Below are 16,472 nucleotides of genomic sequence, written 5' to 3'. Positions count from 1 at the left end.
CCGAAGTCGCCTCGATGACCTAACCCAATAGGAAGACAGTTTCGGCGGTATTGCGATGGAGAACGAGAAACGTCTTGGAGGAGCGGATTTCATGCGCGCCGTCGCATGTCTGATGGTGCTCGCCCACCATCTCGCGCTCCGGATGGATTTCAACAAGATCCCCCCGACCTTGGACTTGACCTTCATGTTGGCGCGCTTCGGCAATCACGGCGTCTCGGTCTTCTTCGTTCTCAGCGGCTTTCTTCTTTCGCGTCCCTTCTGGCTGGCGCTGGATAGAGCCCAGCCGCTACCGTCATTGAAGATCTACACCATGCGCCGCGCTGCACGCATCCTGCCGGGCTTCTGGGTCGCGCTCACGGTCGGCTTCGTGCTAAGTTTCACCATCTATGGATTTCCACTCGATGGAGAGTTGATCGGCCGCTATGTCGCCGGCTTCTTCCTGATGAGCCAATGGCATTGGCGCACCTTTTTTCCGGTGCAGGGTGACGGCCCCCTATGGTCGATCCCCTTCGAGACAACCTGCTATGTCCTTTTGCCGATCGGCTTCCTGCTGCTGTTCCATGCAACGCCGAGATCACGCTCCGTTCTCGTCAGCCGGTTGCTCTGGATCGGCATTATCGCGGCCGCGCTGGTCGGCCATTGGCTGGTGGTGAGCTATCTCCCGACAGACAGCGTCGGAAAGGGATGGCAATATGGCTTCGAGGGCGGCGCCAAGGAATGGATGCCGCGCTACAACCCCGTCGGCTTCTTCGCGATATTCGCGATCGGCGCGCTGGCTGCCGGAATACAGACCATCCTTCCTGCCCGCCGCTCGGCAATCTACGACATCATCGGAGCGCTCGCGATCGTCATGGGCGCATGGCAGTTGCCGCAGTCCATCGGCGGCCCGGCGGAAGGCTATGCGTGGCTTGGCATTCCCTATCAATTCCCGCTGCTTCCCCTGGCGGCGGCTACCGCGCTCTGCGTTCTGCCGCAGTCGGTCTTTCTGGGAAGAGTTGTCGACTTCAGTCTCATCCGCTATGTCGCCACCGTCTCCTTCGGCGTCTACATCTGGCAGGATATCGTGCTGACGCTGATGAAGACGCTCTTCCCCTGGACCTTCGGCACCGGCTCCGACAATGTGCTTGGCGGATGGATCACATCGAGCCTCGTCGCAATCCTCATCATTTTCGCGATCGGCACCTTCAGCTATTTCTGCCTGGAACGCCCAATCATCCGCTGGGCGCGCACCCGCGAGCAGGCGACACGGACGATGCCCACATCCGACAAAAAAGCCGCCCAAGGGAACCCATTGGGCGGCAGATAAGGTGGGAAACGAAACTCGACCGGCAAGGCCGAGCATCATGTCAGATGCGGGTGGCTTTCAGTCGCTCCTCATCGAGAACAACACCGAGGCCGGGAGATAGCCCCAAATCCAGCCAGCCCTCATCGTGCTTGAGCGGCATCGCCATCGGATAGTCACGACGGGCCTCGCTCCATTCCGGATTGTCATACGGATATTCGAGCCAAGGCGCATCCCCGACACCCGCGGTCAAATGCGCGTTCGCCAGCACACCAATACCATTCGTCCATGAGTGCGGCGTAAATTGGACACCCGCCTCGCGCGCCTGGTAGACCAGCCGCCGGCAGCCGGTGATGCCGCCGACCAGCGCCACATCCGGCTGAATGACATCGAAGGCGCGTTCCTCGATGATGTCACGGAACTCATACAGCTCCCGCGTCATCTCGCCGCCGGCAATGCGCACGGAGGTCGCCTGCTTCAGCTCCTGCATGCCCTTGCGGTCAGAACGATGCAACGGCTCCTCCATCCAATAGATGCCGAGCCGCTCCAGCTCTTTTGCAACCGCCAGCGCATCCTTGAAAGTCCATGGTAATGTCGTATCCCACGGCATGCGCCAACCCTGGTTGCAGTCGACCATCAACTCCAGCCTGGTGCCCACACGCGCACGGATCGCCTCCAGGGCCTTCACATCGTCCCGCCAACTGCCGCGCCCGCCCGCAGACGAAGAGAAACGCACCTTCATCGCCGGAAAGCCTTCTTCGAGATAACGTTCCGCCTGCTCCGCCATTGCAGCCGGCTCTCGCAACACGCCGGAGGAAGCGTAGAGGCGCACACGGCTGGCCCGGCCGCCAAGCATCCGCCAAACCGGCTCGCCAGTGATCTTGCCGGAGAGATCCCAGAGCGCCAGATCCATCGGCCAGCAGCGGCCGTAGTGAAAATTAATATGCGACAGGACCTCGTAATGGCGCTCCAGATGCCGCGGGTCCTGACCGATGAACAGATCCTCGTGCCCCTCGAACCCTTTCATTAGGTCACCGGAGCCGATGCCCTCGCGGCCCTCGTCATCCCGAACGCGGACGATCGTCGCATCGAAATGCCAGCGCGGCCGCCCATCCCAGCTCGCCTTGAACGGCGGATCGAGCGGCAGCCGGTGATGGGTGATTTCGATGGAAACAATCTTGCTCATGGTCATGCCCCCCCCAAACCTTAGCCGAACTGCTGCCAGATGGTCTTGTAGTCGCAATATTTATCGATCGCATGCACCGAGCGATCACGCCCGAAGCCGGACTGCTTGAACCCGCCGAAGGGCGTGGCGAAATTCGACATGTCATAGGTGTTGATCCATACGGTGCCCGCATGGATCGCCTCGGAAAAGCGCTGAGCACGATCCATGTCCTTGGTGAAGACGGCACCGGCGAGGCCGTAGATGGTGTCATTTGCGATCTTTAGGGCCTCCTCCTCGGTATCGAAGGGAATAGCGGCGAGCACAGGCCCGAAAATCTCCTGCCGCGCCAGGCTCATGTCGTTGCTCATGTCGACGAAGACGCCGGGCGAGACGTAGTAACCGCCGGTTTCGCTGAGCACGCGCTCGGCGCCGAAGGCGCGGCGCGCGCCTTCCTTCTCGCCGGCGGCAATCATCGACAGCACCTTGTTCATATGCTCCTCCTCGATCAGCGCGCCGATCTGCGCCGTGGGGTCCAGCGGATGCTTGAGCGCGATATCGGAGCGAGTCACCGCCTCGATCTTCGCAATCAGCTTCTCTTGCACCGAGCGCTGCACGATCAGCCGCGTCGAGGCATGGCAGGTCTCGCCGGAATTGTAGAAGCAGCCCCAGGCGGCCGCACTCGCCGCTGCGTCGAGATTGGCGTCTTCGAAGACGACCAGCGGTGACTTGCCGCCGAGTTCCAGCGCCACGCGCTTGACGTTCGACTGCGCCGCATAGCCCATGATCAGCTTGCCGACCTCGGTCGAACCGGTGAAGGCGATCATGTCGACATCCATATGCAGCGCCAGCGGCTTGCCGGTCTCTTCGCCATAGCCGGTGACGACGTTGAAGACGCCGGCGGGCAGCCCTGCTTCGAACGCAAGTTCGGCCAGGCGGATAGCTGAGAGCGAGGATTGTTCCGCCGGCTTCAGCACCACGGAATTGCCGGCCGCGATGGCCGGGCCGAGTTTCCAGGCATCGATGATCATCGGATAGTTCCACGGCGTAATCGCCCCGACGACGCCGAGCGGCACCTTGCGCACCAAAGCGCGGGCATTCAGCCCGGTCGGCGCGATCTCGTCATACATCTTGTCGATCATCTCGCCGTAAAACTGGATGCAGTCGGCGCAGAGGCGCACATCGACGGTGAGCGAGGCCATGACCGGCTTGCCGACATCAAGCGTTTCCAGCATGGCGAGTTCTTCACCATGGACGCGAATGAGTTCGGCCCATTTCAGCATGATCCGCTTCTTTTCCAGCGGCTCCTTCCTGCGCCAGATGCCGCTTTCAAAGGCGGCGCGTGCGGCAGCCACGGCCGCATCGATATCGGCCGCGTTGCCGCGGGCCAGTTCCGCACCCGGTCTGCCATCCATCGGCCGGATGCGGGTGAAGGTCGCGCCGGAAGAAGAAGCGCGATAGGCGCCATCGATGAAATGCCGCCCTTCGAGCTTGAGGTCGGATAGAACGCCTTCCCAATAATCGCGCGTATAATTCTTGGTCATCTCAAATTCCTTTCGGCAGCGCCATGACGGCGGCGGCGAAGCGGTCGATGTCGGCATCCGTGACATCGCGGACAGTCGAACGCCGCATCGGCTGGTTTTCCGGAGCGCGCATCTCGCGTGCGAGGTCGGTCGTATCGAAGGGTATGAACGCCGCCGGCAAAGCGCGGACAATACCGCAACGGTCCATCCAATCGGAGAGGAAGGCGGGCAGCGCCGCCGCACCTTCGAGGCCGCAAGCCCTTGCGGCAGCGTTGAGATCAATCGTATCCGCCTCGACCAGCCAGGGCAGCGTCGCTTCAAAGCCGAGGACGGTTGCAAGCCCATGGTGGACCGGCGCAAGGCCGGCCAGCGCGTGGCTGATATTGTGGGCAATTGCCGTGCCGCAATTGTCGATGGCGATGCCGGCGAAGCAGCAGCCGAGCAGCACGTCGCCTCGGGCCTCGAGTTTGCCTGGCTCCTTCACCACGGTTTCCAGCGCGCCGGTGATCAACCGCAATGCCTGATGGGCGTAGAGCTGCGCACCGCGATGCGTGTTGCGGTTCGTCGCCGCCTCGAAGGCATGGATGAAGGCGTCGAGGCCGCACCAGGCGGTGAGACCCGCCGGCAGCGTGGTCGTCAGAGCCGGATCGAGGATGACGAGATCTGCCTTGGTTTCCGGTCCCCAGATCCAGAGCTTCTTACCCTCAGGGCCAGCGAAAATATTGGTGGCCGAAGTCTCAGAGCCGGTGCCGGCCGTCGTCGGCACCATGATCTTCTTCAGCGGGTTCTTCGGAAGGGGATTGGCGGCCAATGCATAAAACATCGGGTCTTCGCCCGATGCTGCGCAACAGGCGACGATCTTCGCGATATCCAGCGCCGAGCCGCCGCCGACGCCAATCACCAGATCCGCGCCCTTCGCCGCCTCCATCGTCGAGCGGATATGCGCGAGTTTCGGCTCGCCGGAGAAATCCGAGAAGACCTGCGTGGCGATGCCCGCTTCCGTGAGATCGCTTCTGATTTTATCCGCAAGACCCGATTGGGCCAGAAAGGCATCGATCACCAAGAGAGCGGCGGAAACGCCATCGAAGGATTTGACGGCGCTGGCAAGGCCGGACAGCGCGCCGCTGCCAAAGTGGATGTCTGGAATGGCGGAAATGGAAAAGGACACGAGGATCACCAGGAAAAGCGCAGCAGATTCGATGCCGCAATCCTGCATCACAATTTCAGCTCTTCAAATCTGGCCATTTATCGGGAATATTGATGACTTGAAGTTATGGAGAGACAATGCTGGAGAAGATACCGCTGGAATCCTTTCGCGTGTTCGATGCCGCGGCGCGCGCGATGAACTTTTCCCGCGCCGGCCGCGAATTGAACATCACGCAAGCGGCCGTCAGCCGACGTATCAAGGGGCTGGAGGATCATCTGGGCGCCGCGCTCTTTACCCGGCGCGGCCGGAACTTGGCGCTGACGCCGGAAGGCGAACGGCTGTTTCAGCGCGTCCGCGCCACGCTGGAATATCTCGAGGAGAGCCTGGAGCCTTTCCGCGCCGGCACAGGCGAGATCATTTCGATCGCTGCCAGCGGCTCGGTCTCGCATCTCTGGCTCGGGCAGCGGCTCAAGGATTTCGGCAAGGAGAGCCCCGGCATCTCCGTCCGCCTGCTGACGACGGACTCGCCTTCGGAACTTGCATCGGAAACCAACGACCTCGTCATTCTCTATTCCACCGGCGAACATCCGCGCTGGAACCTGACGCTATTGATGAAGGAAGTGCTGGTTCCGATCGCCTCGCCCAATTATCTCGCCAGCCGCGGCCTGGAGCCGCAGGCTTTGACATCGGCTGACATAGCCGGGCTGGATCTCATCGATTACGAGCGCTTCAACGCCCACTGGATCAGCTTCCGCCAATGGTTCGGCCGCATCGGCAACCCATTGAGGAGCAAACTGCCCCGACCGCGGCTATCCTTCTCCACCTACATCATGGCGGTCGAGGCGGCATTGCGCGGCGAGGGTATCGCGCTCGGCAGCCTCGGACTTATCGAGGAACATCTGCGCTCGGGCGCACTGATTACCATCGGCAACGACCGGGTCGAAAGCGGCTTCGGTTATTATCTGGGCGCCCCCCGCTTCCGTGCGCTCTCGCCGGAAGCAAGCCAGTTGCATCGGCATTTGCTCGGCGGCTATCAGGGCTGACGCAAACCGAACCACCCAACAAAAAAGCGGCCCCCAAAGGCCGCTCTCATTCAAAACCTGAGACTAGGTACCGGATCAATCTTGGCCGATTGCGCCGCGCAGCCGCGTCATTTCCATGATGTAGTGCTCAAGGCGCGACTTGTGCTCGTGATGCTCGGCATCTTCGAGTTCTGCCCTGGCGATATCGATACGACGCGTCAGCTCATCCTGGTTGAGATCTTCTACCGGAATTGCGGATTCGGCCAGCAGCGTGCAGCCGGTCGGCAGGATGTCGGCGAAGCCGCCGAACACGACGTAATCCTGCTTCTTGCCCGATGCGGCATGCACCTTGACGACGCCCGGCTTGATCATGGTCATCGTCGGCGCATGATGGGCCATGACGGTCATCTCGCCTTCGCTGGCGGGAATGACGACATCGATAACCTGCTCCGACAGAAGCAGACGCTCCGGAGATACCAGTTCGAAATTGAAATTGTCAGGCATGACCGGTCTCTTCTCGATTGTCTTTATTTCAAGGCAACGGCGCACGAAACCTCGCGCGCCGTTCGATTGGTCTTATCAGGCAGCCAGCTTCTTGGCTTTTTCCATCGCCTCTTCGATCGAGCCGACCATGTAGAAAGCGGCTTCCGGCAGGTGATCGTATTCGCCGTTGACTAGGCCCTTGAAGCCCTTGATCGTGTCTTCGAGAGCGACGAGCTTACCCGGCGAACCGGTGAAGACTTCTGCGACGAAGAACGGCTGCGACAGGAAGCGCTCGATCTTGCGGGCGCGGGCAACGGCCAGCTTGTCTTCTTCCGACAGTTCGTCCATGCCGAGGATGGCGATGATGTCCTGGAGAGCCTTGTAGCGCTGCAGGGTCGACTGAACCTTACGAGCGACTTCATAGTGCTCTTCGCCGACGACCATCGGGTCGAGCATACGCGAGGTGGAGTCGAGCGGGTCGACGGCCGGGTAGATACCCTTTTCAGCGATCGAGCGCGACAGAACCGTCGTTGCGTCCAAGTGGGCGAACGAGGTTGCCGGTGCCGGGTCGGTCAAGTCGTCGGCCGGAACGTAAATGGCCTGAACCGAGGTGATCGAGCCCGTCGTCGTCGTGGTGATGCGTTCCTGCATCTGGCCCATGTCGGTGGCGAGCGTCGGCTGATAGCCCACGGCCGAAGGAATACGGCCGAGCAGAGCCGACACTTCCGAACCAGCCTGGGTGAAGCGGAAGATGTTGTCGACGAAGAACAGAACGTCCTGGCCTTCATCGCGGAAGTTTTCAGCAACGGTCAGACCGGTCAGAGCGACGCGAGCACGAGCGCCCGGCGGTTCGTTCATCTGGCCGTAAACGAGCGCAGCCTTGGAGCCTTCGCCGCCGCCATGCTTATTGACGCCAGATTCGATCATTTCGTGGTAGAGGTCGTTGCCTTCGCGGGTACGTTCACCCACGCCTGCGAACACCGAGTAACCACCGTGCGCCTTGGCGACGTTGTTGATCAGTTCCATGATGAGAACGGTCTTGCCGACGCCTGCGCCGCCGAAGAGGCCGATCTTGCCGCCCTTAGCGTAGGGAGCGAGCAGGTCGACGACCTTGATGCCGGTGACGAGAATCTGCGCTTCCGTGGACTGCTCGACGTAGGACGGAGCATCCTGGTGGATGGCGCGCTTCTTCTGGGTATTCAGCGGACCTGCTTCGTCGACCGGCTCGCCGATAACGTTCATGATACGGCCAAGCGTTTCATGTCCGACCGGAACCGAGATCGGCGCGCCCGTGTCCTTGACGGACTGGCCGCGAACCAGACCTTCGGTCGAGTCCATGGCGATGGTGCGGACGGAATTTTCGCCGAGGTGCTGTGCGACTTCGAGAACCAGACGATTGCCATTGTTGTCGGTTTCAAGCGCGTTCAGGATCGCCGGGAGTTCGCCTTCGAAAGCAACGTCCACAACGGCGCCGATAACCTGCGTAACCTTACCGACAGAACCTGCGGGGGTAGCTGCGTCAGCCATATTCTTACCCTCTTTTCCTAACCTCAGAGCGCTTCCGCGCCCGAAATGATTTCAATCAATTCCTTGGTGATCTGTGCCTGGCGCTGACGGTTGTAATTGAGCGTCAGCTTGTTGATCATCTCACCAGCGTTGCGCGTCGCATTGTCCATCGCGCTCATCTTGGCGCCCATCTCGCCGGCGACGTTCTCGAGGAGCGCGCGGAAGATCTGGACGGAGATGTTGCGCGGGATCAGGTCCGCGAGGATCGAAGCCGCATCCGGCTCGTATTCGTAAACGGCACCCTTATGCTCGGCATCCTCTTCGACAACGGCCGGAGCCGAAGCCGGGACGAGCTGAAACGCGGTCGGCACCTGGCTGATCACCGACTTGAACTCGGAATAGAACAGCGTGCAGACGTCGAACTCGCCGCCTTCGAACATTTCGATGACGCGCTTGCCGATGGCATCGGCATTGTCGAAACCGATACGCTTGACGTCGCGCAGTTCCTTGCGCTCGACGATCAGCGATGCGTATTCACGGCGCAGGATGTCGTAGCCCTTCTTGCCGACCGTGAAGATCTTCACGGTCTTGCCGTCGGCCAACAGCTTGCGGACGTGATCGCGAGCAAAACGTGCGATCTGCGAGTTGAAACCGCCGCAAAGGCCGCGTTCAGCCGTGCAGACGATCAGCAGATGCACATCGCTCTTGCCGGTGCCGGTCATCAGCGGCGGCGCACCGTCCGCGTCGCTGACGGCAGCCGTGATATTGGCAAGAACGGCGCTCATGCGTTCCGAATAGGGCCGTGCGGCCTCGGCCGCCTCCTGGGCGCGCCGAAGCTTCGCCGCGGCGACCATTTTCATCGCCTTGGTGATCTTCTGCGTCGCCTTGACGGAGGCGATCCGGTTTTTCAGATCCTTAAGTGAAGGCATCCGGTATCCGTCCTAGAAGTGAGGTCCGATCAGGCGAAAGACTTGGCGTAGCTGTCGAGAGCAGCGATGAGCTTGCTCTTGGTCGCATCGCTGATGGCCTTTTCGGTGCGGATCGCGTCGAGGATGTCCTTGCCTTCCGACCGCAGGTAGGAAAGCAGACCCTGCTCAAACTTGCCGACCAGGGCAACGCCGATCTTATCGAGATAGCCGTTGACGCCGGAGAAGATCACCGCAACCTGCTCTTCCGTCTTCAGCGGCGAGAACTGCGGCTGCTTCAGGAGCTCGGTCAGGCGGGCGCCGCGGTTCAGCAGGCGCTGCGTTGCGGCATCGAGGTCCGAACCGAACTGAGCGAAGGCGGCCATTTCGCGATACTGGGCGAGTTCGCCCTTGATCGAGCCGGCAACCTGCTTCATCGCCTTGATCTGTGCGGACGAACCGACGCGCGAAACCGACAGACCGACGTTAACGGCCGGGCGGATACCCTGATAGAACAGGTCGGTTTCGAGGAAGATCTGGCCGTCGGTGATCGAGATCACGTTGGTCGGGATGAACGCCGAAACGTCGTTACCTTGCGTTTCGATGACCGGAAGAGCGGTCAGCGAACCGGCGCCCTGTTCGTCGTTCATCTTGGCGGCGCGCTCGAGAAGGCGCGAATGCAGGTAGAAAACGTCGCCCGGATAGGCTTCGCGGCCCGGCGGGCGGCGCAGCAGCAGCGACATCTGACGATAGGAAACAGCCTGCTTCGACAGGTCGTCGTAGCCGATCAGGGCGTGCATGCCGTTGTCACGGAAATATTCGCCCATGGCGCAACCGGCGAACGGCGCCAAGTACTGCATCGGGGCCGGGTCGGAAGCCGTTGCGGCGACGACGATCGAGTACTTCAGCGCACCGCGCTCTTCGAGCACCTTGACGAACTGAGCAACGGTCGAACGCTTCTGCCCGATAGCGACGTAGACGCAGTACAGCTTTTCGCTGTCCGGACCGGCATCGTGGATGGCCTTCTGGTTCAGGATCGTGTCGAGAATGATGGCGGTCTTGCCGGTCTGGCGGTCGCCGATGACAAGCTCGCGCTGGCCGCGGCCAACCGGGATCAGAGCGTCGATGGCCTTCAGGCCGGTCGACATCGGCTCATGAACCGACTTGCGCGGAATGATGCCCGGAGCCTTGACGTCGACGCGAGCGCGGCGGGTCGCATTGATCGGGCCCTTGCCGTCGATCGGGTTACCGAGCGCGTCGACAACGCGGCCGAGAAGCTCCGGACCAACCGGAACGTCAACGATCGCGCCGGTGCGCTTGACAGTGTCGCCTTCCTTGATGTCACGGTCGGAGCCGAAGATAACCACGCCGACGTTGTCGGATTCGAGGTTCAGCGCCATGCCACGGATGCCGCCGGGGAATTCGACCATTTCGCCGGCCTGAACATTGTCCAGACCGTAGACGCGGGCGATACCGTCACCGACGGAGAGAACCTGGCCGACTTCGGAGACTTCAGCTTCCTTGCCGAAGTTTTTGATCTGATCTTTCAGAATTGCGGAAATTTCCGCGGCGCGGATATCCATCAGCCGACCTCTTTCAATGCAAGCTTAAGGGTGGAGAGTTTGGTGCGAAGGGACGTATCGATCTGACGCGAACCGACCTTGACGATCAGGCCACCAAGAATCGACGGATCGACGGTGACGGCAATCGCCACGTCCTTGCCGGTGACGCCCTTCAGCGCCGCCTTCAATTCATCTTCCTGCGCCGGGGTCAGCGCATGCGCCGAGGTGACCTCGGCGGAAACTTCGCCGCGATGCTTCGCGGCGATGATACGGAAAGCCTTGATCATGCCCGGCAGCGCAAAAAGGCGCCGGTTGCCTGCCACGACCTTGAGGAAATTGGTGACGTAATTGCCGAAGCCCGCCTTCGTTGCCAGCGCCTGGACGGCACCGACCTGCTCTTCGGCCGAAAAGACCGGGCTCGAGACGAAACGCTTCAGATCTTCGCTGTCATCCAGCATGGCTTGAAACCGATCGAGATCGGCGGTCACTGCCGGAACAGCACCCTCTTCGAGGGCCAGCTCGAACAATGACGAGGCATATCGCTCTGCGACACCAGAAATATGCTGGGATGTGTCTGCCACGGGCACAAAATTCCCTGATTTCAACCCAAGAATCCGGCTTCCGGGAGACGGAAGCCACATGTTCTTGAATTCGTTTTGATTTCCCCCAGAAATCAGCAGGGGCTTCCCCCTACCTCATCCGAAATTCGGGGTTCGTCTAACATAGGATATTGAGACTCGCAACACGCGTAATAGCCGAATACGCTATTCGGGTGAATTTATGATGGCAAAAAGTTCAAAACCATGGGGATAGCGCGGGCAATTGCAGCCGAAGCGAGATCATTTTCGATCAAATATAGCCCAATCCGTAAAGAAGCGGTAGAGCCGCCAAAATCGCCTGGACAACCAGAAGTAACAAATTCACGAGAACGCTTCCCCGATCCGACATGATCGAGAGGATGCGACCGAATGCGGCAACGGCAAAGGACGCCCCGAGCGCCAGGTAGACCATCGGCTGCGCCAGCAGGATAGCGACCAGCCCGAAGCCCAGATAGAAGCCGCCGGCCGAACGTCCCTCGGCATAGGCTTCCGGCCGCCCTTCGCGCACCTGCAACTTCAGGAAACGATAGGTATAGCCAGGCGCGAACATCGCGAGGAACCCGATGAGCGCCGTAAACGCCGCCGAGCAATAGGCAAGCTGTTCGCCCAGGTCAGTCGGAAAATAAAGCTCCATCGGTCGTCCCCAAATCAACCTAAACCAAATCAATCATATCAAGAGGCTGACTTATGGCATGAACAGGCGAAACAGGGGAAGACGCCGGAAAGGCACCGTTTCGCGAAACTACAGGAAACTCTGTGGATCGATGTCAAGCTGCACCTGCACGGAACCGCGCTCCTTCGGCGATTGTGCCAGCAAAGCGCGAAGGAACCCCTGCATATCTGAATTGCGCCGGCCGTGCACAAGCAGGCGGAAACGATGGCGGCCCCGCACCAGGGCGAGCGGCGCTTCAGCCGGCCCGAGCACCGATATGCCCTGGACCTGCGGCGCCGCATTGCGCAGGCCGCGGGCATGAGTTTCCGCATCCTGCCGGGTATCGGCCGAGACGATGATCGAGGCGAGCCGGCCGAAGGGCGGCAATATGGCTCTTTCGCGCTCCGAAATCTCGCGCCCGTAGAAAGCGCCGGCATCGCCGGAGACGATCGCCTGCATGACGGGGTGCTGCGGCTGATAGGTCTGCAACAGGCCGTGACTCTTGAGGCCGGTTCGCCCCGCGCGGCCGGTCACCTGCGACAGAAGCTGGAATGTCCGCTCGGCTGCACGCGGATCGCCATTGGCAAGACCAAGATCGGCGTCGACGATGCCGACCAGCGTCATCAGCGGGAAATTGTGTCCTTTGGCGACGAGCTGCGTGCCGATGACGATATCCGCCTCGCCCTTGGCAATGGCCTCCAGCTCCAGCCGCAGCCGCTTGACGCCGCCCATGATGTCGGAGGAGAGCACGATGGTCCGCGCTTCGGGAAAATGCCGCTCGACCTCCTCGGCAATGCGCTCGACGCCCGGACCGCAGGCGACGAGATGGTCGAGCGTGCCGCATTCCGGGCAGGCTTCAGGCGTCCGTTCGGCATAGCCGCATTGATGGCACTGGATCTGTCCACGGAAACGGTGTTCCACCAGCCAGCTCGAACATTGCGGACATTGGAAGCGATGCCCGCAGACGCGGCAGAGCGTCAACGGTGCATAGCCGCGCCTGTTGAGGAACAGCAGCGACTGTTCGCCCTTTTCCACCGTTTTGCCGATCGCCCGAATTAGCAGCGGCGAGAGGAACCCGCCGCGCTCCGGCGCATGCCAGCGCATGTCGATCAGATGCAGGTCCGGAAGAGCCGCATCCCCGTAGCGGGTCGGCAGATGAATGGTGCTGTAACGCCCGCTCTGGCCGTTGACCTGGCTCTCGACCGAAGGGGTCGCCGACACCAGCACCACCGGAAAATCGCCGATCCGGCCGCGCACGACCGCCATGTCGCGGGCATTGTAATAGACCCGATCCTCCTGCTTGTAGGCGGGATCGTGCTCTTCATCGACGATGATCAGGCCAAGGTCTTCGAAGGGCAGGAACAGCGCCGAGCGCGCGCCGGCAACGACCCGGACCTCGCCGGTCACTGCCTGCCGCCAGACCTTTTCGCGCATGCGCGGCGCCAGGTCCGAGTGCCACTCGGCCGGCTTGGCGCCGAAGCGATCCTGGAAGCGCTCAAGGAAACTCGCCGTCAGCGCAATTTCCGGCAGCAGGATCAAGACCTGCCTGCCGCGCTTCAGCGTCTCGGCGATCGCCTCGAAATAGACCTCGGTCTTGCCCGAACCGGTAACACCGTCGATCAGCGACACGGTGAATTCGCCCTTGCGCACCTCGGCAAGGATTTCATCGGCCGCTTCGCGCTGCGGGCCTTCGAGCCGCGAGGCGGTGAAATCCGGATCGGGCCTGGCGACCACGGGCGGCGGCGGCAGGAATATGGTTTCGAAAATGCCCTGCGCGATCAGCCCGTCGACGACTCCAGTCGAAACGCCGGCAGCGTGCGCCAGCCCGCTGCGCGTCCACGAGAGGCCGTCCTTTGCCGTCTCCATGACTCGGGTGCGGGCGGGTGTCAGCCGTTCCGGTGCGCCGCCGACAAAACGAAGGCCCTCGACCATCGGTTCGGGATCGAAGGCTGCGGGCGCGCGCAGCGCCATGCGCGCCACCAGCCCCGGCGGCGACAGCGTATAGGCGGCCACCCAGTCGATGAAATCGCGCATCTCCTTGGTCAGCGGCGGGCAATCGAAGACATGGCTGATCGGCCGCAGCTTCTTCGGATCGACGCCGCCCTCATCGCCGCCATCCCAGACGACACCGATCACCTGCCTCGGCCCGAGCGGCACCTGCACGACCGAGCCGGGCTCGACCGCCATGTCTTCCGGAACCGCATAGGAATAGGGCTTCGGCGCCGGCATCGGCACCAGAACCGGGACCGTGCGGCTCATGGTCGGGTGTGCGGGCGCAGCTTCAAACAGCGCGCCGAACAGATCGGACGAATCTTTAGTCATCGCGCCAGACCATGCCCCGAGCGGCGACAAAAAGAAACCCGGGGTGGTTCGGCATCATATTGTCCGAAGCCACTTCAAACTTTCACCGCTGTTGTCTTTTGACACAGGATGCCGAAGCAATGAGCTGCCAACAGCCGTCAAACGGAATGCTCCGCGACGGCGGCTGCCATATCCTGGACCGCAGCCGGAGGACCGACCGGCGCAAACGTCGTATTTCCGTCGGCTGCCAGATCGAACACCGTATGCTTCTCCAGCGCCTTCGTCACTTCGTTGACGTCGCCGTCCAGATGCTCGACCGGGATGAGATTGCCGATCAGGAAATCGAAGCGGTCGCCGCGCTTGTTGAGGAGCTCGTGGAACACCGTCATGTCGCGCAGCTCCGTCGACCATTTGGCGAACCAATAGAACAGCCCGGAATTGCGCGCTGTCAGATGCACCGGCAGGATCGGCAGATTATACTTACGCGCCAGCCCCACGGCCGATGTCTTCCAAGGCCGCTCGTTCAGCTTGCCGTTTGCCCAATAGGCGATGCGGCCGGAGGGGAAGAGCACGGTAACCTTGCCCTCGGCAACGGCGCGATTGGTGATCTGCAGCGTTTCGCGCGTCTTCAGTTTGCTCTTATATTCCTCACGCCATTCGACCGGGATGATCATCTCGGCGAATCGCGGATTGACGCGGACGGCATCGCGATTGGCGAAAACCATCATATCGGGCCGGCGCGTCTTCAGGAGATCGAAGACGGCGACGCCGTCGGCAATGCCGGTCGGATGGTTGCTGACGAGAATGAAGCCGCCGGAAGCCGGGATGCGTTCGGCGTGGGTTACCCCGATATCGAGCCGCAGCAGATCGCTCATATATTCGAAGCACTGGAAACCCGGCAGCTTGGCGATGTCGTTGGCAAATTCGATCGCCTTGTTGTAGCGCAGCAGCGTGTAGAGAAAGGGCCGCATCAAGGGCCAGAGTGGGTTGCGAACGATCTTCTGGCCGCGCTCGGCGATCAGCGTATCGACGATATGTCCGGGCTGGCCCTGGGACACCAAAGCAATTGCTTCTGCAAGTTGTCCCAATGCAGTTATCGAACCGCGACGTGCCATGAAATGCCCTGGATGGTTGGGTTGTACTCTATTGCAATCGAATATGATCGAAGCATGACAAGCGCCTCGCGTATAACCGCTTAAATCGATTTTGATTCAAGGCGCAGCCTATACGCAGTTGAAAAGAACTACTGCGATCTTTCCGTACGCAAAGGAGAGACACGGCACAGTAGGAATGTTAGCGATTCCATAACCTTCCCTCCTTCAAAGTGGCAGAAGGAATTTGAATTTCAAGGGGTTTTCCACTGAACGAGTTGCTGATTATCGCCGATCCCGAGCTGATGGCTGAGCGCAGCCGTTGGTTGGATACGCTCGGCCAGGAGCGGCGGCTTTCGGCCCATACGCTGGATGCCTACGAGCGTGACACGCGGCAATTCTTGACGTTTCTGACCGGCCATCTCGGTGGCCCGGCGACAATCAAGGATATCCATGCGCTACGCCCCGCCGACTTCCGCGGTTTTCTGGCTGCGCGCCGCAAGGATGGCGCGGGTGCGCGTTCGCTCGGGCGCAACCTCGCCGGCCTTCGTTCGCTGCTGCGCTATCTTGAAAAGAAAGGCCTGGTGAACGCGGCCGGCGCCGGAGCGGTACGCTCGCCGAAGCAGCCGAAATCACTGCCGAAGCCGCTGTCGGACACCCAGGCGATCACCGTCGTCAGCGACGAGGCGCAGATGCATGACGAGCCTTGGATTGCCGCGCGCGACACGGCAGTGCTGACCCTGCTCTATGGCTGTGGCCTGCGCATCTCCGAAGCGCTGGATCTGACGCCGGAAGACGTGCGCCCCGGCGCGACGGCGCTACGGATCACCGGCAAGGGCAACAAGACCCGGCTGGTGCCGCTGCTGCCCATCGTCGTCGAAGCGGTCGAGAAATACCGTGCGCTCTGCCCCTATCATCTCAACGCAGATGCCCCGCTCTTTCGCGGCGCGCGCGGCGGCAAGCTGCATGCCGGCCTTATCCAGCGCGGCATGCAGAAGCTGCGCTGCGCCTTCGGGCTGCCGGACACGGCGACGCCCCATGCGCTGCGCCATTCTTTCGCCACGCATCTGCTCGCAGGTGGCGGCGACCTGCGTACGATCCAGGAATTGCTCGGCCATGCCAGCCTTTCGACAACACAGGTCTATACTGGGGTCGATTCATCGCGGCTGCTGGAGGTCTATGACCGGGCTCACCCGCGGGCGTAAGAAAGTGTTAACCTCTCGCGTTAAGGGAATAT

At 61.3% G+C, this 16,472-nt stretch carries 14 protein-coding genes; 3 read left to right on the top strand and 11 right to left on the bottom strand.

From position 1 onward, the window contains the following. The first annotated feature begins 55 nt into the window (after positions 1-55). A complete protein-coding gene (locus PH547_RS12830; RefSeq protein WP_285168375.1) occupies positions 56-1,306 on the top strand; it encodes an acyltransferase family protein in 1,251 nt (416 codons plus the stop codon). A 40-nt stretch (positions 1,307-1,346) separates the two neighbouring features. Here the strand turns inward: PH547_RS12830 and PH547_RS12825 are convergent, their stop codons facing one another. Genes PH547_RS12825 through PH547_RS12815 form a run of 3 tightly spaced genes read right to left on the bottom strand, consistent with a single transcriptional unit; the run spans position 1,347 to position 5,183 of the window. Next, complete coding sequence (locus PH547_RS12825) at positions 1,347-2,468, bottom strand: mandelate racemase/muconate lactonizing enzyme family protein (RefSeq protein ID WP_283047766.1); 1,122 nt, start codon at positions 2,466-2,468, stop codon at positions 1,347-1,349. 20 nt (positions 2,469-2,488) lie between these two features. Then, on the bottom strand, positions 2,489-3,988 hold the full coding sequence (locus PH547_RS12820) for an aldehyde dehydrogenase (RefSeq protein WP_285168374.1): 1,500 nt from the start codon (positions 3,986-3,988) through the stop codon (positions 2,489-2,491). Position 3,989: 1 nt separating this feature from the next. Then, complete coding sequence (locus PH547_RS12815; protein WP_285168455.1) at positions 3,990-5,183, bottom strand: iron-containing alcohol dehydrogenase; 1,194 nt, start codon at positions 5,181-5,183, stop codon at positions 3,990-3,992. Positions 5,184-5,251: 68 nt separating this feature from the next. Here PH547_RS12815 and PH547_RS12810 point away from each other — a divergent pair, with 68 nt between their 5' ends. Next, a complete protein-coding gene (locus PH547_RS12810) occupies positions 5,252-6,157 on the top strand; it encodes a LysR substrate-binding domain-containing protein (protein ID WP_285168372.1) in 906 nt (301 codons plus the stop codon). 75 nt (positions 6,158-6,232) lie between these two features. Here the strand turns inward: PH547_RS12810 and PH547_RS12805 are convergent, their stop codons facing one another. From PH547_RS12805 to PH547_RS12770, 8 genes are all read right to left on the bottom strand, one after another. Then, the gene (locus PH547_RS12805) at positions 6,233-6,640 is read right to left on the bottom strand and encodes a F0F1 ATP synthase subunit epsilon (RefSeq protein ID WP_104824584.1); all 408 of its coding nucleotides are present in this window, start codon (positions 6,638-6,640) and stop codon (positions 6,233-6,235) included. A 75-nt stretch (positions 6,641-6,715) separates the two neighbouring features. Beyond that, positions 6,716-8,146 (bottom strand): F0F1 ATP synthase subunit beta, encoded by a 1,431-nt coding sequence (atpD, locus tag PH547_RS12800; RefSeq protein WP_283047771.1) that lies wholly within the window; start codon positions 8,144-8,146, stop codon positions 6,716-6,718. 23 nt (positions 8,147-8,169) lie between these two features. Beyond that, complete coding sequence (locus PH547_RS12795; RefSeq protein WP_285168370.1) at positions 8,170-9,054, bottom strand: F0F1 ATP synthase subunit gamma; 885 nt, start codon at positions 9,052-9,054, stop codon at positions 8,170-8,172. A gap of 29 nt (positions 9,055-9,083) precedes the next feature. Then, positions 9,084-10,613: a F0F1 ATP synthase subunit alpha gene (gene atpA, locus PH547_RS12790; RefSeq protein WP_104824587.1), complete on the bottom strand. Its 1,530-nt coding sequence runs from the start codon at positions 10,611-10,613 to the stop codon at positions 9,084-9,086. Then, a complete protein-coding gene (locus PH547_RS12785; RefSeq protein ID WP_104825243.1) occupies positions 10,613-11,179 on the bottom strand; it encodes a F0F1 ATP synthase subunit delta in 567 nt (188 codons plus the stop codon). The genes atpA and PH547_RS12785 overlap by 1 nt, the downstream gene beginning before the upstream one ends. A 262-nt stretch (positions 11,180-11,441) precedes the next feature. Continuing rightward, positions 11,442-11,825 (bottom strand): AGROH133_08824 family phage infection protein, encoded by a 384-nt coding sequence (locus tag PH547_RS12780; RefSeq protein WP_104824588.1) that lies wholly within the window; start codon positions 11,823-11,825, stop codon positions 11,442-11,444. A gap of 108 nt (positions 11,826-11,933) precedes the next feature. After that, on the bottom strand, positions 11,934-14,165 hold the full coding sequence (locus tag PH547_RS12775) for a primosomal protein N' (RefSeq protein ID WP_285168369.1): 2,232 nt from the start codon (positions 14,163-14,165) through the stop codon (positions 11,934-11,936). 137 nt (positions 14,166-14,302) lie between these two features. Continuing rightward, complete coding sequence (locus PH547_RS12770; protein ID WP_104824590.1) at positions 14,303-15,259, bottom strand: GNAT family N-acetyltransferase; 957 nt, start codon at positions 15,257-15,259, stop codon at positions 14,303-14,305. A gap of 245 nt (positions 15,260-15,504) precedes the next feature. Between PH547_RS12770 and PH547_RS12765 the strand changes: the two genes are divergently transcribed. Next, complete coding sequence (locus tag PH547_RS12765; protein ID WP_104824591.1) at positions 15,505-16,440, top strand: tyrosine recombinase XerC; 936 nt, start codon at positions 15,505-15,507, stop codon at positions 16,438-16,440. Positions 16,441-16,472: the final 32 nt, after the last annotated feature.

Origin of the sequence: Rhizobium cerradonense, from assembly GCF_030182455.1 — a bacterium.
Lineage (GTDB): Bacteria > Pseudomonadota > Alphaproteobacteria > Rhizobiales > Rhizobiaceae > Rhizobium.
This window is presented reverse-complemented; position numbering and strand designations above follow the sequence as displayed.